The organism is Streptomyces sp. NPDC057002, assembly GCF_042673825.1.
In the GTDB taxonomy this organism is placed as follows: Bacteria; Actinomycetota; Actinomycetes; order Streptomycetales; family Streptomycetaceae; genus Streptomyces.
In genome coordinates this window covers 102,135-120,044 of record NZ_JBHURZ010000010.1, presented here as the reverse complement: position 1 = coordinate 120,044, position 17,910 = coordinate 102,135, and the positions used below count along the sequence as shown (strand labels likewise).

The 17,910-nt window shown below is 72.2% G+C and carries 15 protein-coding genes; 7 read left to right on the top strand and 8 right to left on the bottom strand.

Annotated features, from left to right (window positions below; all coding sequences use genetic code 11):
* Positions 1–11: 11 nt before the first annotated feature.
* Positions 12–677 (bottom strand): SDR family NAD(P)-dependent oxidoreductase, encoded by a 666-nt coding sequence (locus tag ACFT32_RS38075; RefSeq protein WP_382498312.1) that lies wholly within the window; start codon positions 675–677, stop codon positions 12–14.
* A gap of 27 nt (positions 678–704) precedes the next feature.
* Positions 705–1,721 (bottom strand): zinc-dependent alcohol dehydrogenase family protein, encoded by a 1,017-nt coding sequence (locus ACFT32_RS38070; RefSeq protein ID WP_382498310.1) that lies wholly within the window; start codon positions 1,719–1,721, stop codon positions 705–707.
* 183 nt (positions 1,722–1,904) lie between these two features.
* Between ACFT32_RS38070 and ACFT32_RS38065 the strand changes: the two genes are divergently transcribed.
* A complete protein-coding gene (locus ACFT32_RS38065) occupies positions 1,905–2,774 on the top strand; it encodes a helix-turn-helix domain-containing protein (protein WP_382498308.1) in 870 nt (289 codons plus the stop codon).
* On the opposite strand, the gene ACFT32_RS38060 is transcribed toward ACFT32_RS38065, so the two are convergent.
* The 4 genes from ACFT32_RS38060 to ACFT32_RS38045 are packed head-to-tail and all read right to left on the bottom strand — an operon-like array spanning position 2,757 to position 7,775.
* On the bottom strand, positions 2,757–3,923 hold the full coding sequence (locus ACFT32_RS38060) for an XdhC family protein (protein ID WP_382498306.1): 1,167 nt from the start codon (positions 3,921–3,923) through the stop codon (positions 2,757–2,759). The two genes, ACFT32_RS38065 and ACFT32_RS38060, sit on opposite strands and share 18 nt — an antisense overlap.
* A 19-nt stretch (positions 3,924–3,942) precedes the next feature.
* Complete coding sequence (locus tag ACFT32_RS38055) at positions 3,943–6,138, bottom strand: xanthine dehydrogenase family protein molybdopterin-binding subunit (RefSeq protein WP_382498304.1); 2,196 nt, start codon at positions 6,136–6,138, stop codon at positions 3,943–3,945.
* Positions 6,135–7,115, bottom strand: a complete 981-nt coding sequence (locus tag ACFT32_RS38050; RefSeq protein WP_382498302.1) for an FAD binding domain-containing protein — start codon at positions 7,113–7,115, stop codon at positions 6,135–6,137. Before ACFT32_RS38050 ends, ACFT32_RS38055 begins: the two co-directional genes overlap by 4 nt.
* A gap of 9 nt (positions 7,116–7,124) precedes the next feature.
* Positions 7,125–7,775 carry a (2Fe-2S)-binding protein gene (locus ACFT32_RS38045; protein WP_382498301.1) on the bottom strand — a complete coding sequence of 217 codons (651 nt, stop codon included), beginning with the start codon at positions 7,773–7,775 and terminating at the stop codon, positions 7,125–7,127.
* Between the two features lie 219 nt (positions 7,776–7,994).
* Here ACFT32_RS38045 and dctA point away from each other — a divergent pair, with 219 nt between their 5' ends.
* The 5 genes from dctA to ACFT32_RS38020 all read left to right on the top strand — a co-directional run bounded on the left by dctA (position 7,995) and on the right by ACFT32_RS38020 (position 13,610).
* Positions 7,995–9,416 carry a C4-dicarboxylate transporter DctA gene (gene dctA, locus ACFT32_RS38040; RefSeq protein WP_382498300.1) on the top strand — a complete coding sequence of 474 codons (1,422 nt, stop codon included), beginning with the start codon at positions 7,995–7,997 and terminating at the stop codon, positions 9,414–9,416.
* Positions 9,417–9,608: 192 nt separating this feature from the next.
* Entirely contained in the window at positions 9,609–9,962 is a 354-nt protein-coding gene (locus ACFT32_RS38035) for a glycerate kinase (RefSeq protein ID WP_382498298.1), read from the top strand.
* 37 nt (positions 9,963–9,999) lie between these two features.
* Positions 10,000–10,935, top strand: a complete 936-nt coding sequence (locus tag ACFT32_RS38030) for a LysR family transcriptional regulator (RefSeq protein WP_382498296.1) — start codon at positions 10,000–10,002, stop codon at positions 10,933–10,935.
* A gap of 113 nt (positions 10,936–11,048) precedes the next feature.
* Entirely contained in the window at positions 11,049–12,155 is a 1,107-nt protein-coding gene (locus ACFT32_RS38025) for a tartrate dehydrogenase (protein ID WP_382498294.1), read from the top strand.
* Between the two features lie 180 nt (positions 12,156–12,335).
* A complete protein-coding gene (locus tag ACFT32_RS38020; protein WP_382498292.1) occupies positions 12,336–13,610 on the top strand; it encodes a phosphatase PAP2 family protein in 1,275 nt (424 codons plus the stop codon).
* Positions 13,611–13,641: 31 nt separating this feature from the next.
* Here ACFT32_RS38020 and ACFT32_RS38015 read toward each other — a convergent pair whose 3' ends face one another.
* A complete protein-coding gene (locus tag ACFT32_RS38015) occupies positions 13,642–15,081 on the bottom strand; it encodes a hypothetical protein (RefSeq protein WP_382498290.1) in 1,440 nt (479 codons plus the stop codon).
* Positions 15,082–15,330: 249 nt separating this feature from the next.
* Between ACFT32_RS38015 and ACFT32_RS38010 the strand changes: the two genes are divergently transcribed.
* Positions 15,331–16,392: an N-acetylmuramoyl-L-alanine amidase gene (locus ACFT32_RS38010; RefSeq protein ID WP_382498288.1), complete on the top strand. Its 1,062-nt coding sequence runs from the start codon at positions 15,331–15,333 to the stop codon at positions 16,390–16,392.
* A 12-nt stretch (positions 16,393–16,404) separates the two neighbouring features.
* Here the strand turns inward: ACFT32_RS38010 and ACFT32_RS38005 are convergent, their stop codons facing one another.
* Complete coding sequence (locus ACFT32_RS38005) at positions 16,405–17,895, bottom strand: alpha/beta hydrolase (protein WP_382498287.1); 1,491 nt, start codon at positions 17,893–17,895, stop codon at positions 16,405–16,407.
* Between the last annotated feature and the right edge of the window lie 15 nt (positions 17,896–17,910).

The window sequence follows — 17,910 nt, the reverse complement described above, 5'->3', positions numbered from 1 at the left end:
CGTCCGGGAACTCAGTCGGGCAGCGGCTCGGCGTAGTGCCGGAAACCGTCGCGCTCTACGTGGAGGTCGTACAGGCGCCGGGCCAGGACCTCGGGGCTGCTGTGCTCGGCGTCGGGCCGGATGGCGCCCGGGATGATCAGCTGGGCGGCGTGGATGTTCTCCGGGGCGAGCGCGTCGTGCAGCATACGGGCGTAGGCGCTCTCGGCGGCGAAGGCGATCGAGGTGCCGGCCCGGCCGGGGTGGGGGCGTACGGCGCTGCCGCCGTTGACGAACAGCAGGGTGCCGCGGCCGAGGGCGCGCATGCCGGGCAGGACGGCGTTCACGGCCGTGACGGGTCCCTTGACGGAGAAGGACAGGGGCGCTTCGAGATCGTCGGCACTCGTGTCGAGGACCGGCTTCATGAAGTCGGCCCGTGGCACGGGGCTGTACTGGAGGATCTCGATGGGACCCAGGCTTTCGGAGGCCTCCCGGAGAGCCGTGGTGAGGGAGGCGGGGTCCAGGACGTCGGCCGCGAAACCGCGGGCCTGGATGCCGTCGCGGGCCAGTTCGGAGGTCAGCTCCTCCAGCTTCCGGGCGTCGCGGGAGAGGAGGGCGACGGTGTGGCCGGCGGTTCCGAAGCGGCGGGCGGTGGCGAGTCCGAGGCCGGGTCCGGCGCCGACGAGGGCAAAGGTGGTCACGTCGAGTCCTTCGGTGGGGCGTACGGGTCAGGGCTTGAGGAGGGCCTTGATGGCACGGCGCTCGTCCATCGCCCTGTACCCCTCGGCGACCTGTTCCAGAGGCAGGGTGAGGTCGAAGACCTTGCCCGGGTCGATCCGGCCGGCGAGGACCCGTTCGATCAGGTCGGGCAGGTAGCGGCGTACGGGGGCGGGGCCGCCGCGCAGGCCGACATGGGAGAAGAACAGTTCCTCGCCGTCGACCCGGACCTCGTGCGGTACGCCGACGAAGCCGACGTTGCCGCCGGGCCGGGCGGAGTGCAGGGCCTGCCGCATGGCCTCGGGGGTGCCGACGCACTCCAGCACCGAGTCGGCGCCGATACCGCTGGTGAGGTCCTTGACGCGGGCGATGCCGTCCTCGCCCCGTTCGCCGACGATGTCCGTGGCGCCGAACTCCCGGGCGAGCCGCTGGCGCGACTCATGACGGCTCATGGCGATGATCCTTTCCGCCCCGAGCTCCTTGGCGGCGATGACACCGCAGAGACCGACCGCGCCGTCTCCGACCACCACGGCCGTCGAGCCGGGCCTCACCTCGGCGGCGAGGGCGGCGTACCAGCCCGTGCCCATCACGTCGGAGACGGCGAGGAGGCCGGGCACGAGCTCGGCGTCCGGGTGGCCGTCGGTGGCGACGAGGGTGCCGTGGGCGTTGGGAACGCGGATGTAGTCGGCCTGGCAGGTGCTCATGAACTCGCGGTGCAGACAGGAGGACTGCCAGCCGTTACGGCAGTTCGCGCAGGTGTTGTCCGAGGTGGCGAAGGAGCCGACGACGAACTGTCCCGGCCTGGCCGAGGTGACCTCGCTGCCGATCTCCTCGACGATGCCGACGTACTCGTGCCCCATGGGATGGGGCTCGGTGACGGGCTCCAGACCGCGGTAGGGCCACAGGTCGGACCCGCACACACAGGTGGCGACCGTGCGGATGATCGCGTCGGTGGGCTTGAGGATCTTCGGGTCGTCGAGCTCCTCGAAGCGCACGTCGCCGGGGGAGTGGATGACTGCTCCGCGCATGGGTGGACCTTCCTTGCCGCGAGGATCTGCGTGCCGCAGCCGGGGTCGGGCACGGCTGCTCACGGTCGAGCCTCACACCGCGGGGCGCGGGCGAAAAGCGGAGGGATCCATCCTGGGAGGGGAACATCCTGGGAGTGATTCCTCCCCCCTTCCCCGGGCTCGATCGATGTCATTCTGGGAAGCATGACCGGCAACGTCCCCCTCAATGAGCTGGGAGAATTCCTCAAGAAGCGCCGCTCGGAGCTGAGCCCCCGCACGGTCGGCCTGCCCGAGAGCGGCAGGCCCCGCCGGGTGGCCGGGCTGCGCCGCGAGGAGGTCGCCCAGCTCGCCAGCATCAGCACCGACTACTACACCCGTCTCGAACAGGGCCGTATGCAGGCGTCGGCGCCCGTGCTGGACGTCCTCGCCCGGGTCCTCCACCTGGACGACGACGAGCGGGGCTACCTCTTCCAGCTCGCGGGCAAGACCACCACCCGCGCCCGGCACCGCGGCCGGCAGACGGTCCAGCCGCAACTCCAGCGGGTCCTGGACGACCTCACCGCCACCCCTGCCATCGTGCAGGGCCGGCGCGGGGACATCCTCGCCTGGAACGCGCTGGCCGCCGCCCTGGTCACCGACTTCTCCCGCGTCCCGGAGAAGCACCGCAACTACCCGCGGATCATCTTCACGGATCCGGCCATGCGCACCCTGTACGCCGACTGGGAGACCTCCGCGCACATCTCCGTGGCCCAGCTGCGGATGGAGGCGGCGAAGTATCCCGAGGACCCGCGCCTGATCGAGCTGGTCGGTGAACTGTCCCTGCGGGACAAACAGTTCGCCCAGTGGTGGGGCGACCACCGCGTCGCCGCCCGCACCGTCGGCACCAAGACCCTCGACCACCCGGTCGTCGGCGAACTCGTCCTCGACTGGGACACCCTCACCGCCAACACCGACCCCGACCAGCACCTGACCGTCTGGACCGCCGCGCCCGGCTCCCCGACCCATGAACGCCTGCGCATCCTCGCCTCCTGGGCCACCGACCAGGACCTGTCGGCCTCACAACCGCCCGGCTGACGGCACCGCCCCGGCCAACCGGGCCTGTGCCCGCGTGCGATGGATCGAGCCCGCGCCCCCGGTCAGGGGCAGGCCCGTCCCCTGGTGGGCGTGGGCGATGATCTCCGCCACGATGGAGACGGCTGTCTCCTCGGGCGTCCGCGCGCCGAGGTCGAGGCCGATGGGGGAGCGCAGCCGGGCCAGTCGTTCCTCGGACACACCGGCTTCGCTCAGGAGCCGCAGGCGTTCGTCGTGGGTGCGCCGGGATCCCATCGCGCCGACGTATCCGACGGGCAGACCGAGGGCGAGGCGGAGCAGCGGGATGTCGAACTTGGCGTCGTGGGTGAGGACGCAGACGGCGGTGCGGGGATCCACCTCGGTCCGTGCCAGGTAGCGATGGGGCCAGTCGGCCACGACCTCGTCCGCGTGCGGGAAGCGCGCGGTGGTGGCGAAGACGGGGCGGGCGTCGCAGACGGTGACCCGGTAGCCGAGGAAGCGGCCGGCCCGGCTGAGGGCGTCGGCGAAGTCGACCGCGCCGAAGACCAGCATGCGGGGCCGGGACGCGTGGACGTGGACGAGGAGGGTCAGCCGTTCCGGGCAGCCGTCGTACTCCCCGCCGACGTCCGCCCGGGCGGTGCGTCCGGCTCGGAGCAGCGCGTGCGCCCGTGCGCCGACCTCCCCGCGCAGCGCATCGGTCAACGCATGCTGATGGGTGCCGTGATGTGTGCCTCCGGCGGCGTCGGCGTACACGGTCCGGCCGAGCAGCTCTTCCGGCCCGTCGACGATCTGGGCGACGGCTGCGGGCCGCCCCGCCACGACGTCCGCGAAGGCGGCGGCCAGGTGCGGCCCGGTCGCGGGATCGACGCGCTGGACGAGGACGTCGAGTTCGCCGCCGCAGGTCAGGCCGACGGCGAAGGCGTGGTCGTCGGAGTAGCCGAACCGGGCGCGCCGGGGACCGTCGTCCTCCCGGAGCACCTGCCGGCACAGCTCGTACACCTCCCCCTCGACGCAGCCGCCCGAGACACTGCCGACCGCGGTCCCGTCCGCATCCACCGCGACCGATGTGCCGGCCGGCAGGGGTGCGCTGCCGTGCACGTCGACGACGGTGGCCAGGGCGAAGGGGCGGGCCTCGCGGCACCAGCGGTGCAGGGTGTCCGCGATGTTCAGCACGGGTCCGGCTCCCCGGTGCTCACAGCAACGCCTCGGCCGTGATCGGCAGTTCGCGGATGCGGCGGCCGGTGGCGTTGAACACCGCGTTGGCGATCGCCGGGGCCACGCCGATCATCACCAGCTCGCCGAGGCCCTTGACGCCGAGCGGGTCGGCCTCGGGGTCCTCACCGTTCAGATAGATCGCCTTGAGATCGGGGACGTCGGCGTTGACGGGCACGAGGTAGTCGGCGAGGTTGGCGTTGACGATCCGCCCGTCGCGGTGGTCGGTGACGGTGTGTTCCAGCAGGGCCGTGCCGATGCCGCCCACCATGCCGCCGATCGCCTGGCTGTCGGCCAGCTTGGGGCTGATGATGCGGCCCGCGTCGTACACCCCGAGCACGCGCCGCACCCGTACCAGCCCGAGGGCCGCGTCCACGGCGACCTCGGCGAAGGTCGCGTTGTAGCCGTAGAAGGAGTGGCGTTCGGGCCCCGACGGCGGTGCGAAGGAGCCCTCCGCCTCCAGGCGGGCGCGGTCGTTGCGGGTCAGCAGCCGCTGGTACGTCTCACCGCGCGCCGGGTTCCCGCGTACGTGCAGCCGTCCGCCGCGGACCTCGACCTCGTCGGCCGGCACGCCGTGCAGTGGCGACTCCTCGTCCTCGACGGCCAGCCGGATGGCCTGCTTCCGGAGCCTGTCGCAGGCGTCGAGGACGGCGGAGCCGACACTGGCCATGGTCATCGAGCCGCCGTGCGGCGGGGTCGGCGGGAAGAGGGAGTCGCCGAGCCGGAAGGTGACCGTACGCATGGTCAGCCCGAGGGCGTCGGCGGCGACCTGGGTCTGGGACGTGTAGGTGCCGGGCCCCATGTCGGTGGCGGCGGCCTCGACCCGCGCGGTGCCGTCGGCGTCCAGCCGGGCGCGGGCCCGGGCCGGCATGCGCGCGGTGTCGTACACGCCCGCGGCCATGCCCATGCCGATCAGCCAGTCGCCTTCGCGCCGCGAGCGAGGCCGTTGCACGCGTCGGTGCCAGCCGAACTCGCGGGCGCCGGTCGTGTAGCACTCGCGCAGCCGGCGGGTGGAGAACGGCAGCCCGCTCGACTCGTCCTCGGAGGGCTCGTTGCGGCGGCGCAGCTCGATCGGGTCGACGCCGAGCCGGTCCGCGAGCTCGTCCATGGCCGACTCGATGACGAAGGAGGCCGTCTGGAAGCCGGGGCCGCGCATGTACAGCGGCGTGGGCAGATCCAGCGGCACCGTCCGGTACGCCTGGCGGACGTGGGGCATGCTGTAGAGCATCTGACCGGCCGCCATGACGCCCTCGGTGAACGTCTCGTACGACGAGGTCTCGGCGTCCATCTCGTGGACCGCGGCGCTCAGCCGGCCGCGCCGGTCGCTGCCGAGGCGCAGGCGGTACTCGTACGACGGCCGGAACCCGGTGCCGAGGTACATCTGCTTGCGGCTCAGGACGAGCTTGACGGGACGCCCCGTCTCCCGGGCGGCCAGCGCGGCGACGACCACATGCGGCCAGCAGCGCAGCGCGGACCCGAAACCACCCCCGACAAAGGGTGAGATGACCCGCACGGCGTCCATGCCGAGGCCGAACACCGCCGCGAGTTCGGTCTGCGTCCCGACCACCCACTGGGTCTTGTCCCAGACGGTGAGCCTGCCGCCGTCCCAGCGGGCGATGGTGGCGTGGGGCTCCATCGGGTTGTGGTGGTTGCGGGCGGTCCGGTAGGTCAGGTCCAGCCGTACGGCGGCGTCGCGCAGTCCGGCCTCGGCGTCACCGCGCGCGTAGGCCGTCGGTGTGCCGGGGGTGGCCTCGCGCAGATCGGTCGAGGGCTGCTCGGCGTCGTAGCCGACCTCGACCAGGCTCGCGCCGTGCTGTGCGGCCTCCAGGGTGGTGGCGACGACGACGGCGACCGGCTGGCCGTGGAAGCGGACCCGGTCGTCCTGGAAGACCCGCAGCCTGCGCCCGGGCGGGTTGTTCGAGCCGGCGTTGTCGCGGTACGGCAGCTCGGGCGCGTTGCGGTGGTGGATCACCTTCAGCACACCGGGGTGGGCTTCGGCGGCACGGGTGTCGAGGGAGGTGACGCGGCCGCGTCCGACGGACGCGTCGACGATGACGGCGTGCACCGTCCCGTCGATGTCGTGCTCGGCGGCGTAGAGGGCCTTGCCGGTGACCTTGAGCCGGCCGTCCACCCGGGACAGCGGCGCACCCACGGCTGACCGCGGCTGGGGGCTCACTTCGTACCTCCTACGACGCGCAGCTGGCGTTCGACGGTCCGCTTGAGCAGCTCGACCTTGAACCGGTTGTGCCGGAGCGGGCGGGCACCGTCGGCGGCCCGCCGGGCGGCGGCCTCCCACAGGCCCTCGGAGGGCCGCTCCCCGATGAGGTGCCGCTCGACGGCGGACAGCTTCCAGGGCACGGCGCCCACGCCTCCGGCGGCGACCTTCGCCTCCCGGATCACCCCGCCGCGCACATGCAGGGCGACGGCCGCGGAGGTCAGGGCGAATTCGTACGACTGCCGGTCGCGCACCTTCAGGTAGCCCGACTTGAGCGGCCTCGGCTGCGCCGGTATCTCGACGGCGGTTATCAACTCGCCCTCTTTGATGGCCTGTTCGCGCTGCGGGGTGTTGCCCGGCCGCAGCAGGAAGTCGGCGAAGGGGACCTGGCGTTCGCCGTCCGGCCCCAGCAGACGCACCCGCGCCTCCAGCGCCGCGAACGCCACGGCCACATCGGAGGGGTGGGTGGCCACACAGTGGTCGGAGGTGCCGAGGATCGCGTGGGTGCGGTTGTGGCCGCGCAGGGCGGCGCAGCCGGAGCCGGGGTCGCGTTTGTTGCAGTCGGCGGTCACGTCGCGGAAGTACGTGCACCGGGTGCGCTGCATGATGTTGCCGCCGAGGGTCGCCATGTTCCGCAGCTGGGCCGAAGCGCTCAGCTCCAGTGCCTCGGAGATCACGGGGAACAGGGTGCGCACCTTGGGGTGGGCGGCGGCCTCGGACATGGAGACCAGGGCACCGATGCGCAGCCCGCCGCGCTCGGTGACGGCGACCTCGCGCAGCGGCAGGGGCGAGATGTCGACGAGGGTTCCGGGGCGTTCGACGGTCTCGCGCATCAGGTCGACCAAGGTGGTGCCGCCGGCGATGTAACGGCCGCCGCGGCGGCCCGCGTCGAGGGCCTCACGTGTGTCGGACGCCCTGGTGAAGTCGAAGGGGTGCATCGGCGGGCCTCACTTCCGGCGCGCGGTCTGCTCGACCGCGCGCACGATCTTGACGTAGCAGCCGCAGCGGCAGATGTTGCCGCTCATCCACTCCCGGATCTCCTCCGGCGAGCCGGTGTGTCCCTCCTCGATGCACCCGACCCCGGAGACGATCTGCCCGGGCGTGCAGTACCCGCACTGGAAGGCGTCCTCGTCGATGAACGCCTGCTGGAGCGGGTGGAGCCGGTCGCCGTCGGCCAGGCCCTCGATGGTCGTGACCTCGGCGCCCTCCAGCCGTACCGCCAGCGTCAGACAGGAGTTGACCCGGCGCCCGTCGACCAGCACGGTGCACGCCCCGCAGGCCCCGGCATTGCAGCCCTTCTTCGAGCCGGTCAGGCCGAAGTGCTCGCGCAGCAGATCGAGCAGCGAGGTCCGGTTGTCCACCGTCACGGTCCGCCGGGTGCCGTTGACCGTCAGGGAGAAACGGCTGGAGGGCGGCCTGTCGACGGCGTTCGCCTCGCCCGCGTCCCCGACAAGGGTCCCTCCGATCACGCCGCCCGCGACGACGACGCCGCCGACCGCGGTACCGGTGGCGATGAACGTGCGCCGACTCGGAGCCGAGGCGGGGTCACTGGGGCCGGTGGGGGGTGGGGCGGCGGGCCCGGGGAGTTCAGCAGACATACGTACGCCTTCGCATCACCTTGGCAGCGGGGCTGGTCAGTCGGGAGTCTGGCACCACCGGCACCACGCGTGGCAGGGAGAGTTTCGTCCCCCCATAGGCCCTGCCTATACGGGGCATCGATTTTTGGTCGTGGACCCCCTGAGCGGCGCGCCGGTTCACTGTGGCGCAAGCTGGCGCGGACCGGTCGGGCCCGGTGTCGCGCGATCAGGGAGGCTGCAATGACGCATACCCCGGGCAACGAGCGAGCCGAGCAAGCCGTGCGCATCGCCGGGACGCCGTGGTACCGGCAGTTGTACGTACAGGTGTTGGTGGCGATCGTGATCGGCATCGTGCTGGGCTGGCGATGGCCGGATCTCGCCACCGGCATGGAGCCGATCGGTACGACGTTCATCACCGCGATGAAGATGCTGATCGGCCCGATCGTGTTCCTGACGATCATCGGCGGCATCGCCGGGGTCGCCGACCTGAAGAAGGTAGGCCGTACCGGCATCAAGGCGCTGACCTACTTCCAGGTCGGCACGATCGTCGCCCTGCTGACCGGCCTGGTCGCGATCAACATCTTCCGGCTCGGCGACGGCGTGCACGCCGACCCGTCGACGCTCAAGACCTCGGGCGACGCGAGCCAGTACATCGACCAGGGCGAGCACCAGCACTGGTGGGAGTTCCTCACCGACATCGTGCCGGACAGCTTCTTCGGCCCGTTCGTCGAGGGCGACATCCTCCAGGTGATCTTCCTGGCCGTCGTCTTCGGCATCGCGCTGAAGATGGTGGGGAAGACGGGCGAGCCGATCATCGCGGCCGTGGGACGGCTGACCGAGGTCGTCTTCAAGGTCCTCTCCTTCGTCATGAAGGCCGCGCCGCTGGGCGCCTTCGGCGCGATGTCGTACGCCATCGGGAAGTTCGGCCTGTCCACGCTGACCAGCCTCGGCTCGCTGATCCTCCTCTTCTACGTCACCTCCGCCCTGTTCGTCGTGGTCGTGCTCGGCGGAGTACTCGCCCTGTATGTGCGGCTGAACATCTTCCAGCTCTTCCGCTACTTCAAGGAGGAGTTCTGGCTGGTCCTCGGCACCTCGACCGCCGAGCCCGCGCTGCCCGGGCTGATGCGCAAGCTGCAGTTCATGGGGGCCGAGCGCTCCACGGTCGGTCTGGTCGTGCCGACCGGATACAGCTTCAACCTCGACGGCGCGGCAATCTACCTCTCGCTGGCCACCCTCTACATCGCCCAGGCCACCGACACCTCCCTCTCCCTCGGCCAGCAACTCGGCCTGCTGGCCGTCATGCTGCTGACGTCCAAGGGCGCGGCGGGCGTCGCGGGCGGCGGCTTCATCGCGCTCACCGCGACGCTGTCGACCGTCGGTTCCGTCCCGGCCGCGGGCATCATGCTCATCTTCGGCATCGACAAGTTCATGTCGGAGTGCCGGGCGCTGGTGAACTTCTTCGGCAACGCCGTAGCCACCCTGTTCGTCGCCACATGGGAGAACGGCCTCGACCTCGCCAGGGCTCGCGCGGTCCTCGCCGGCAAGGCGGGAGAACCACCGGCGACCTCCGAGTCCGAATCCGAGTCCGAGAAGACCGGCCGGGCCGGTGCGCCCGCCCCCGTCCAGCCCTCTCCCGTCGAACCCGCCGAGGTGACGCCCTGATGGCGTCCGCCCGCGCAGCCTGCCACCGCCGGTGTCGCGGTACACGGACGTACCGTCTTCGTCGAGGCGATCCGGTGCTCGCCCGCGCGGACGGCACCGCGATCGGCCCGGGTGGTGGCGGACTGGCCGACCTCCACACCGTCGACATCACCGAAGCCCGGGCCGCACTGAAAGACGTCGACCAGGACAGAAGTGCGGGAACTGGACGACGCCCTCACCGGTTTCGTACGCCTGCTGGCGGCGGAGGGCGTCCCGGACGCCGCAAGGCATGCCGAGGCCCCAGGTGCCGGGGCCGCAGGCGGGCTCGACGAGCAGTCCATGGCGGGCAAGCTGCCGGTCGCGCTCGCCCGGCGGGCCCGCCGCTACGGCACGGAGGTGCACGCGGTGGCGGGCCGCTGCACGTTGCCCGCCGAGCGGACCGCCGCCCACTTCCGTTCCGTCCAGGCGCTGACGGAACTCACGGACCAGGACTGCGCGCACGACGGCGACTTGTCCGCCGCTTCGGAAGGGCGGGAGGGACGAGAGAGAACGGAAACCGCCAGGTAGGCTCGCCTGTCGCACCAGGACGGAGCGGGGAGGCACCGTGGACGCCCGGCAACTGGAGTACTTCCTCGCCATCGTCGAGCACGGCGGCTTCAGCAAGGCCGCCGCCGTCCTGCACGTAGCCCAGCCCTCGCTGTCCCAGGCGATGGCGAACCTGGAGGCCGACCTCGGGGTGGCCCTCTTCCACCGGGTGGGCCGGGGCGTCGTGGTGAGCGAGGCCGGCCAGGAGCTGCTGGAGCCGAGCAGGCGTGTGCTGCGCGACCTGGCGGCCGTACGGGACACCGCCGCCGCTCTCGCCGGGCTGCACGGCGGCACGGTCGAGGTCGCCACCATGCCCTCGCCCGGCATCGAACCGCTGACGACCCTCGTCCACCGCTTCGCCGAGCTGCATCCTGCCGTGACGGTGAGCACCCAGGCCGCCTTCACCCCCGACGAGGTGCTGTCCCTGGTCCGCAGCGGTGCGTGCGAGCTGGGGCTGCTGGGCAGCGCCGATCCGGTGCAGCCGGCCGGGCTGGACGTCCTGCACGTCGAGGACCAGCCGTTCGTGGTCGTGGCCGCCCCGGGCGGGGCGATCGAGGACGACGTCACCATCCGCCCCGGGGACCTCGCCGGGCAGAAACTCATCGCCTCCCGCACCGGCAGCCTGATGCGCAGCATCGTCGACGACATCACCGCGGGCGGCACCGGCACGGAGATCGTGACGGTCGTGGACCACCGCACCTCGATCCTGCCGCTGGTCCTCACGGGCGTGGGCGTCGCGGTCCTGCCGTCCTCCTGGACCCGGCTGGCCCGCCGTTGCGGTGCCGTGGTCGCGCCCATCGAGCCGACCGCTCAACTCCACGTGGCGATGGTCAGCCTGCCCGCGCACCTCACGCCGGCCGCGCGCGCCTTCCTCGCCCTCACCGAATCGCTCGCCCGGCGGCGGGCGGCGGCCGACACCGGCAGCCCGTACCGGCGAACGGCACACGGCGCCTGACGCGTGACCGATCGGCGGCGCCTATACGTCGCATCGGAAGCAGGTCTTGGACGCCGTACGACCGCCCTGTGTTGACTCGCAACCGATCCCTTCACAGCGAGCCGGAGGCACCCATGACCACCGCACCCCGCACGTTCCGAATCGCCGCCGTTCCCGCCGACGGCGTGGGCAAGGAGGTCGTCGCCGCCGGGCGGGCCGTCCTGGACGCCCTGGCCGCGGACTCCGGCGGAGCCTTCGCGTTCGAGTGGGAGGAGTTCCCCTGGGGCTGCGGGTACTACGAGCGCACCGGCCGGATGATGGACGAGGACGGGCTCGACCGGCTCAAGGACTTCGACGCCATCTACTTCGGCGCCGTCGGCTGGCCCACCGTCCCCGACCACATCAGCCTGTGGGGCCTGCGTCTGAAGATCTGCCAGAGCTTCGACCAGTGGGCCAACGTCCGCCCCGTGCACTTCCTGCCGGGCGTCGTCAGCCCCCTGCGCAAGGCGGACGATACCGAGCTGGACTGGGTCGTCGTCCGCGAGAACAGCGAGGGCGAGTACGCCGGGCTCGGCGGGCGCAACCTCGGCGGTCGCGGGCCGGGCGGGGAAGTCGCCGTGCAGTCGGCCCTGTTCACCGAGGTCGGCTGCGAACGCATCATGCGCTTCGCCTTCGACCTGGCCCGCACGCGCAGCCGTCGCAAGGTGTCGTCGGTGACGAAGAGCAACGCCCAGCAGTACGGCATGGTCCTGTGGGACGACGTCTTCCGGCGGGTCGCCGCCGACTACCCGGACCTGGAGACCGAGAGCGTCCTGGTCGACGCCATGTCCGCGAAGTTCGTCCTGCGCCCCGAGGACCTGTCGGTGGTCGTCGCCTCGAACCTGAACGCGGACATCCTCTCCGACCTCGGCAGCGCCCTGGCCGGCAGCCTGGGCCTCGCGGCCAGCGCCAACCTCAACCCGGAGCGCCGCTTCCCGAGCATGTTCGAGCCGGTGCACGGCTCCGCCCCGGACATCGCGGGCCAGGGCCTGGCCAACCCGATCGGCGCGGTCGGAAGCGCGGCCCTGATGCTGGAGCACTTCGGCCTGCCGGACCAGGCGGCCCGGCTGCGGAACGCGATCGAGGCGACCACGGCCGCGGGCACCCTCACCCGCGATGTCGGCGGCACCGCCACCACGGAGGACGTCACCAAGGCCCTGATCGATGCCCTGACCATCCGAGTCGGCTCGAATCACCCGTAATCGCGAGACTCATCCGCATCGCTCCGCTAGCATGTTCGAGCTTGTGATCAGCACCCATCGCCCTTCTTCACCGGAAAACTGACTAAAAAATTGATATCCATGGCATCGCGCTGGTTTGCGCGAATAGGCAGCAGAACGACGTTCGCCGGATGGCGTCAACCGCGTGTGCTGCTATGGGCCATGGCGGGGGTGATCACCCTCGGATTCCTCATCGTGCTGGAGATCGCCGCGCGTCGCTACGGCGTGCCGGGGCCGATCACCTGCCAGGTGCAAGAGGTGATACTTCCTCCCAAGTCGGGCTGGCTGCTGTATGCCTGCCTGGCCATGGCGCTGGTGGTGCTCAACCGGCGGCAACGGTTCATCGCGGTCGGTATCGCGGTCGGCATCGACGCCGTCTTCCAACTGGTGCGGTGGGCGATCGGCGCGCCGTTCCTGGCCGACGGACACCCGTTCGGCAACGGCGCGTTGTGGGTGATCCTGGGCATAGCGGTCATGGCCGTCACACGCCGCACCGGCCTGGAGCGCGTTCTGCTGCTGAAGGGCGTCGGGCTCGGACTGCTGCTGGTGGCCGGCCGTAAGACCGGCGACACCTGGCTGCTCATCACGTCGAAGACCCAGCCGACGGTTCTCGACCAGTACCTGGCGTCCGCCGACCACGCGCTCGGCAATCCGTCGTGGCTGGTGGGCCGTATCGTCACGGCGACCGGTCCGGTCGGTGTCGGGCTGCTCGACGTCGTCTACGCGCAGCTCGCGGTGGGCGCGGTCGTCGTCGCGCTGTACCAGCTGCGCAACGTGGCGGCCGAGCGCGGCTTCCCGAAGCATCATCTGGTGCGCACGTTCCTGGTGATCGGCCTCCTCGGGCCGGGCATCTACATGATCTTCCCGGTGGTCGGGCCGGTCTACGCCTACGGTGCCGACGGCGGCCACTGGGCGCTGGCCAACCTGTGGCCCGACCTGCCGCCGCCGATCGGCGCCCCGCAGTCCATGCCGTTCGACGGGATCACCCCGCGCAACTGCATGCCGAGCCTGCACACGGCCTGGGCCACCGCGATCTTCCTCCACTCCCGCCGGGGCCCGCGCGTGCTGCGCTACGGGGGCACGTTCTGGCTGATCGCCACCCTCGCCGCGACGCTGGGCTTCGGCTACCACTACGGCGTGGATCTCATCGCCGGCGTGGTGTTCACGCTCACCATCGAGGCGGCCCTGCGCGCACAGGCACGCGGCTGGGACCGGTCCGGAATCCAGCTGGTCACCTACGGCACGACGGTGTTCACCGCGCTCCTGGTGTCGTACCGCTATCTGCCGGTGGAGATGGCCGCGCACCCCCAGGTGTTCGGACCCCTCCTCATAGCGGCGATGGGCTCCGTGATCTACGGCTACATGCGGACCACGCGGGTGTGGGAGCCCGAGGCCGCACCGGTGCCGAAGCCGGAACCCCAGCCCGAGATGGTCTGACCGCGGCGGAACGGGGCGCCACGCCGCCGGCTTACACGTCGCCCAGGTCGGCCAGGTCGGCGGCGAGTTCGTCCCGCCAGTGGGGGGAGATCCGCTGCTGGAGGACCGCCTCGGCGGCGACGGGAACCGGGTGGCGGAGGAAGGTCCGTAGCGCGTCGGCCGCGTCGCTTCGCGCGACCCATGCGGTGAGGTCGTCCTCGGACACGGGCCCGCCGTCGCCGCCGGACAGCGTCGCCCTGGTCGCGTGCACCTCCGCGGCCAGGGTCCGGATCCGCAGGGCCAGGGGATCGTGCTGGTCGCAGTCGACCGGCAGGCCGTGCCGGATCCGCTCGAGGGCCTCCGTCACCTCCGGGTGGGTGTCGAGGTGCGTCTCGGCCGCCAGCCGGGCCAGCTGGGCCGCGACGGCGGTGCGCAGTCGCCGGGTCGGGGTGTGCTCCACGAGCCCGGCCAGGTCGAAGTCCCGTACGCACGCCTCGGGTTCGCGCTCCGGCAGGTCGTCCAGGAGGGGCAGCACAAGAGCGCTGGTCAGCTCCTGCGGCCCCTCCGCGTGCGGGTCGTAGGCGATCCCGAACTCCCCTTCCAGGACGGCCAGGAAGGCGGTGTAGGCGGCGGTGGATCCGGGCCAGAGGTCCACACCGAGGCGCCGCGCCCACGGTCCGCCGGCGTGGTTGCCCTCCCGTGGTGACATGACGCGCCGGATGTCCTCCCCCGGGCACGGCACGCCGTCCTCCGCGAAGGTGAGAGCGACCTCGGGTCCCTGCCTGGTCAGGACCAGCACCCGCGTGCCGGCGGACAGGGCGCGCAGCACCTCGGGCCGGGCGAACTGCGCGGCGCCGCCCTCGGCCGTGGCGTACGCCCATCCGCCGACGGCACCCGCACGGACCAGCGGCCGGTGCGCGGCCCACGCCGACTCCACCGCCCGCTGGGCCTGTCGGCGGTCGCGCGGCCGGACGGTGGCGGGGACCGCGCCGAGCCGGCGCAGCATCTCGCCCGGCGTCAGCCCCGCGGCGAACGCCACGTCCGGCTGGTCCGGGAGCGGTTCGGGTTGGGGGCGGCCGGTGCGGACGAAGGCGAGTCTCCGCGTCCCTCCCTCGGTGACGCGATGTGTGGATTCCGGGACGGTACTTTCGGCTTGGTTCGGGAAGACCGGCCGTCGGGGGAAGGGCGGGCCCGACTCCGGCTCCGGCTCGGCGAGCGCGCCGGCGTGGCTCAGCGGGGAGACCGGGTCGGCGGGCACGGTTCTCTCCTCCTCCCACAGCAGTTTTCCGTCCACGGCGAGAGGGATCCGGCCGAGGAACGGGAGGCCGCCCTCCAGTGCGTCCGCGAAGTCGGCCAGAACGCGAGGCAGCGAGGAACGCCCGGCGATGCCCGGGGTGATGGGCAGCGCGTCCGCACGGTCGGTGAGGGGAGCGTGCCGGGTCAGCCAGGCGTCGATGCGGGCCCGGGACTCCTCGACGGCGGGGATGCTCATGGCAGCGGACCCTACGCCGGGCCACTGACAGTGCCCCCGCCCCGCCTGCCGTGGCAGGGTCGTAATCCCGCCGAATTTGTGTGCGGGGGCACGGCGAGGTGAGCGGGGAGGCAAGCGGCGGAACAATGGTGAGTGAGGGCCTGGCGAGTTTCCAGGGCAGGTTCGGGCGAAGCGTTCCGCAGGCACGCTCCGCCGCCGGGCCCGCAGTCTTCGGACCGGCGTGAGCGCGCCGAAACGGAGGACCGACGCATGGCCACACCACTCACCGCCACCCGGCTCGTCGCCGCGTTGAAGGCCGAGGGCTGCGCCGTCCACGAGGTCAGCGGCTGGCGCACCAACAACCGTAATCACATAGGCCCCTGGGGCCCTGTGCACGGTGTGGTGATCCACCACACCGTCACCGGACCGGGCACGGACGTCGTCGGGTTGATCTACGACGGCCACAGCGCCCTGCCCGGTCCGCTCGCCGCCGGGTGCATCACCAAGGACGGTGTCGTCCACCTGACCGGCAACGGCCGGGCCAACCACGCCGGCGGCGGCGACGGTGACGTGCTGAACGCCGTCATAGGCGAGTCGTACGGCACCTACCCGCCGGCCACGCACGAGCACGACGGCTCGGCCGGCGCGGTCGACGGCAACGCCCGGTTCTACGGCTGGGAGTGCGAGAACAAGGGCGACGGCAAGGACCCGTGGCCGCGCGAGCAGTACCTCGCCATGGTCAAGGCCACCGTCGCGGTCTGCCGCGCGCACGGCTGGGGCCACAAGAGCGCGATCGGCCACCTGGAATGGAGCGACTGGAAGGTCGACCCGCGTGGATTCGACATGGCCGACTTCCGCCGTGATGTCGCCGACGCCCTGGCCCTCCCGGCGGGCCGGTGGGAAGGAGAGGACCCCATGCCCCAGTACGTCAACTTAGGTGTCGCCGGGGAGTACGAGCTCGCGCCCGGCGCCTGGGACTCGGTCGAGTTCACCACGGAGTGGACCGACGAGACCGGCCAGCACGCCACCGGCGGCAGCGTGTTCGCCCGTGGCCCGGCCCGCTTCAGCGGGACCCTCAGCCTCCAGATCGACGGTCTGCCGGCGGGTGCGGTGGTTCAGGCGCGCATGTCGGAGTACGAGGGCGACGAGCACCGGGCGGACCACCCGATCCACGAGATCGCCGGGACCGGCGGCGGAAGCTTCGTCGTCGTGCCCCTGACGAAGCGGCTCGCCTCGGGGCGCAGTATGCGGGTGCGGCTGCTGAGCCAGGCCGCCGCGCCGGTCACCGTCGCGAACGCGGTCTTGACCGTGCTGGTGTGGAAGGAGGCCTGAGGCCGGCGCTCGCTACCGGACCGTCGGAAGGCCCGGGCCCGCGCAGCGCACGTCCGCCGACGGCACCGTGCCGCGCACCAGATAGGCCGCCACGGTGTCGTCCACGCACGCGTCGCCACGGCTCGCGAACACGCCGTGGGAGTAGTCGTTCTCGAGGGTGACCAGGCGGGCGCCCGGCAGCAGGCGCCGCAGCCCGCGGGCCCCCTCGACGGGCGTGACGGGGTCGTGCGCGGAGGCGACGAGGAGGACCGGCGGCGCGTCCGGACTGCCCAGCGGGGTGCGGTGGCCTGCCCGGTGGTGCCAGTAGGCGCAGGTGCTCGCCTCCATGCCCGTCAGGACCGGCTGCGGGTCGAGACGGCGGGTGCGGCGGATGTCCGTGACGATGTCGCGGGGGCTGGGGCCCGGCCCGTCGGCGCACTTGACGACGCGGTTGGCCGATTCGTAGTTCTGTGACTCCGGGCTGTCGAAGGCGGTGGCCGGGCGCAGCCCGTCCGGGTCGCCGTCGGCCAGGTAGCCGCGCAGTCCGTCGGCGAGGCCCTGCCAGCGTTCGGTGCGGCCCAGCGCGCGGTACACCGCCCGGTCGAACTCCGCCGGGCCGAAGCCCGCCGCCGGCCGCGCGGTGAGTCCCCGGCGCACCCGCAGATACGCCTCCCGCACCGCTCCCGGCGCCCCTCCCAGGCCGAAACGCTCCCCATGGGCGGCCGTCCAGGCGAAGAACGTCCCGCGCTGACGCAGCAGAGCCCGGCTCTGGATCACGTCGAAGTCGTACCAGTCCCACGGCCCCACCACGCTGTCCAGCACCATCCGGCCGACGCGATGCGGGAAGCGGGCGGTGTAGGCGGCGCCGAGCCAACTCCCGTAGGAGACGCCGAGGAAGCTCGTCCGCGGTTCGCCGAGGGCCCGGCGTATCGCGTCCATGTCGTACGCAGTCTGCTCGGTGGACAGATGGGGCAGCAGCCGGCCCGCGTGCGTCGCGCAGTCGTCGGCCAAGTCGCGCAGGGACGACAGGTACGCCCGCTCCGCCGTGGCCCCGGCCGGCACCGGGTCGGGGCCCGGGCTGTCGAAGAGGCCACCCATCGGGCCGCAGGAGACCGGGGCGCTCCGTCCGACGCCGCGCGGGTCGAAGCCGACCACGTCGTACGCGCGCCGCACGCTCTCGGGGAGCTTGGCCCGCTTCGTGACCGCGTAGGGGAGCCCGGAGCCGCCCGGGCCGCCCGGATTGACCAGCAGGATGCCGCGCCGTTCGGCGGGGGTGCCCGAGGCGCGGACCCGTGAGACCGCCACCTCGATGCGCGGCCCGGAGGGGTGGTGCCAGTCCAGCGGCACCGTGAGCCGTCCGCACGCGACACGGTCCGGTGCCGCCGGGCGGGGGACGGCTTCAGGGCAGGCGGAGAAGCGGAGGCGCGCGGGCGGCTCGGCCGCCCGTACCGGGCCCGCGGGGAGCACGGCTGTGGCGGCCGTGAGAGCGCACAGGAGTGCGGTGCGGCGCAGAGAACGAGTCAAGAGAGTCTCCGGGGA

What these genes read in the sequence shown, in the direction of transcription:
- ACFT32_RS38070 (WP_382498310.1), bottom strand. Translation starts at nt 1,721, where the DNA reads ATGCGCGGAGCAGTCATCCACTCCCCCGGCGACGTGCGCTTCGAGGAG.
- ACFT32_RS38065 (WP_382498308.1), top strand. Translation starts at nt 1,905, where the DNA reads ATGACCGGCAACGTCCCCCTCAATGAGCTGGGAGAATTCCTCAAGAAG.
- ACFT32_RS38050 (WP_382498302.1), bottom strand. Translation starts at nt 7,115, where the DNA reads ATGCACCCCTTCGACTTCACCAGGGCGTCCGACACACGTGAGGCCCTC.
- ACFT32_RS38045 (WP_382498301.1), bottom strand. Translation starts at nt 7,775, where the DNA reads ATGTCTGCTGAACTCCCCGGGCCCGCCGCCCCACCCCCCACCGGCCCC.
- dctA (WP_382498300.1), top strand. Translation starts at nt 7,995, where the DNA reads ATGACGCATACCCCGGGCAACGAGCGAGCCGAGCAAGCCGTGCGCATC.
- ACFT32_RS38025 (WP_382498294.1), top strand. Translation starts at nt 11,049, where the DNA reads ATGACCACCGCACCCCGCACGTTCCGAATCGCCGCCGTTCCCGCCGAC.
- ACFT32_RS38020 (WP_382498292.1), top strand. Translation starts at nt 12,336, where the DNA reads ATGGCGGGGGTGATCACCCTCGGATTCCTCATCGTGCTGGAGATCGCC.
- ACFT32_RS38015 (WP_382498290.1), bottom strand. Translation starts at nt 15,081, where the DNA reads ATGAGCATCCCCGCCGTCGAGGAGTCCCGGGCCCGCATCGACGCCTGG.
- ACFT32_RS38010 (WP_382498288.1), top strand. Translation starts at nt 15,331, where the DNA reads ATGGCCACACCACTCACCGCCACCCGGCTCGTCGCCGCGTTGAAGGCC.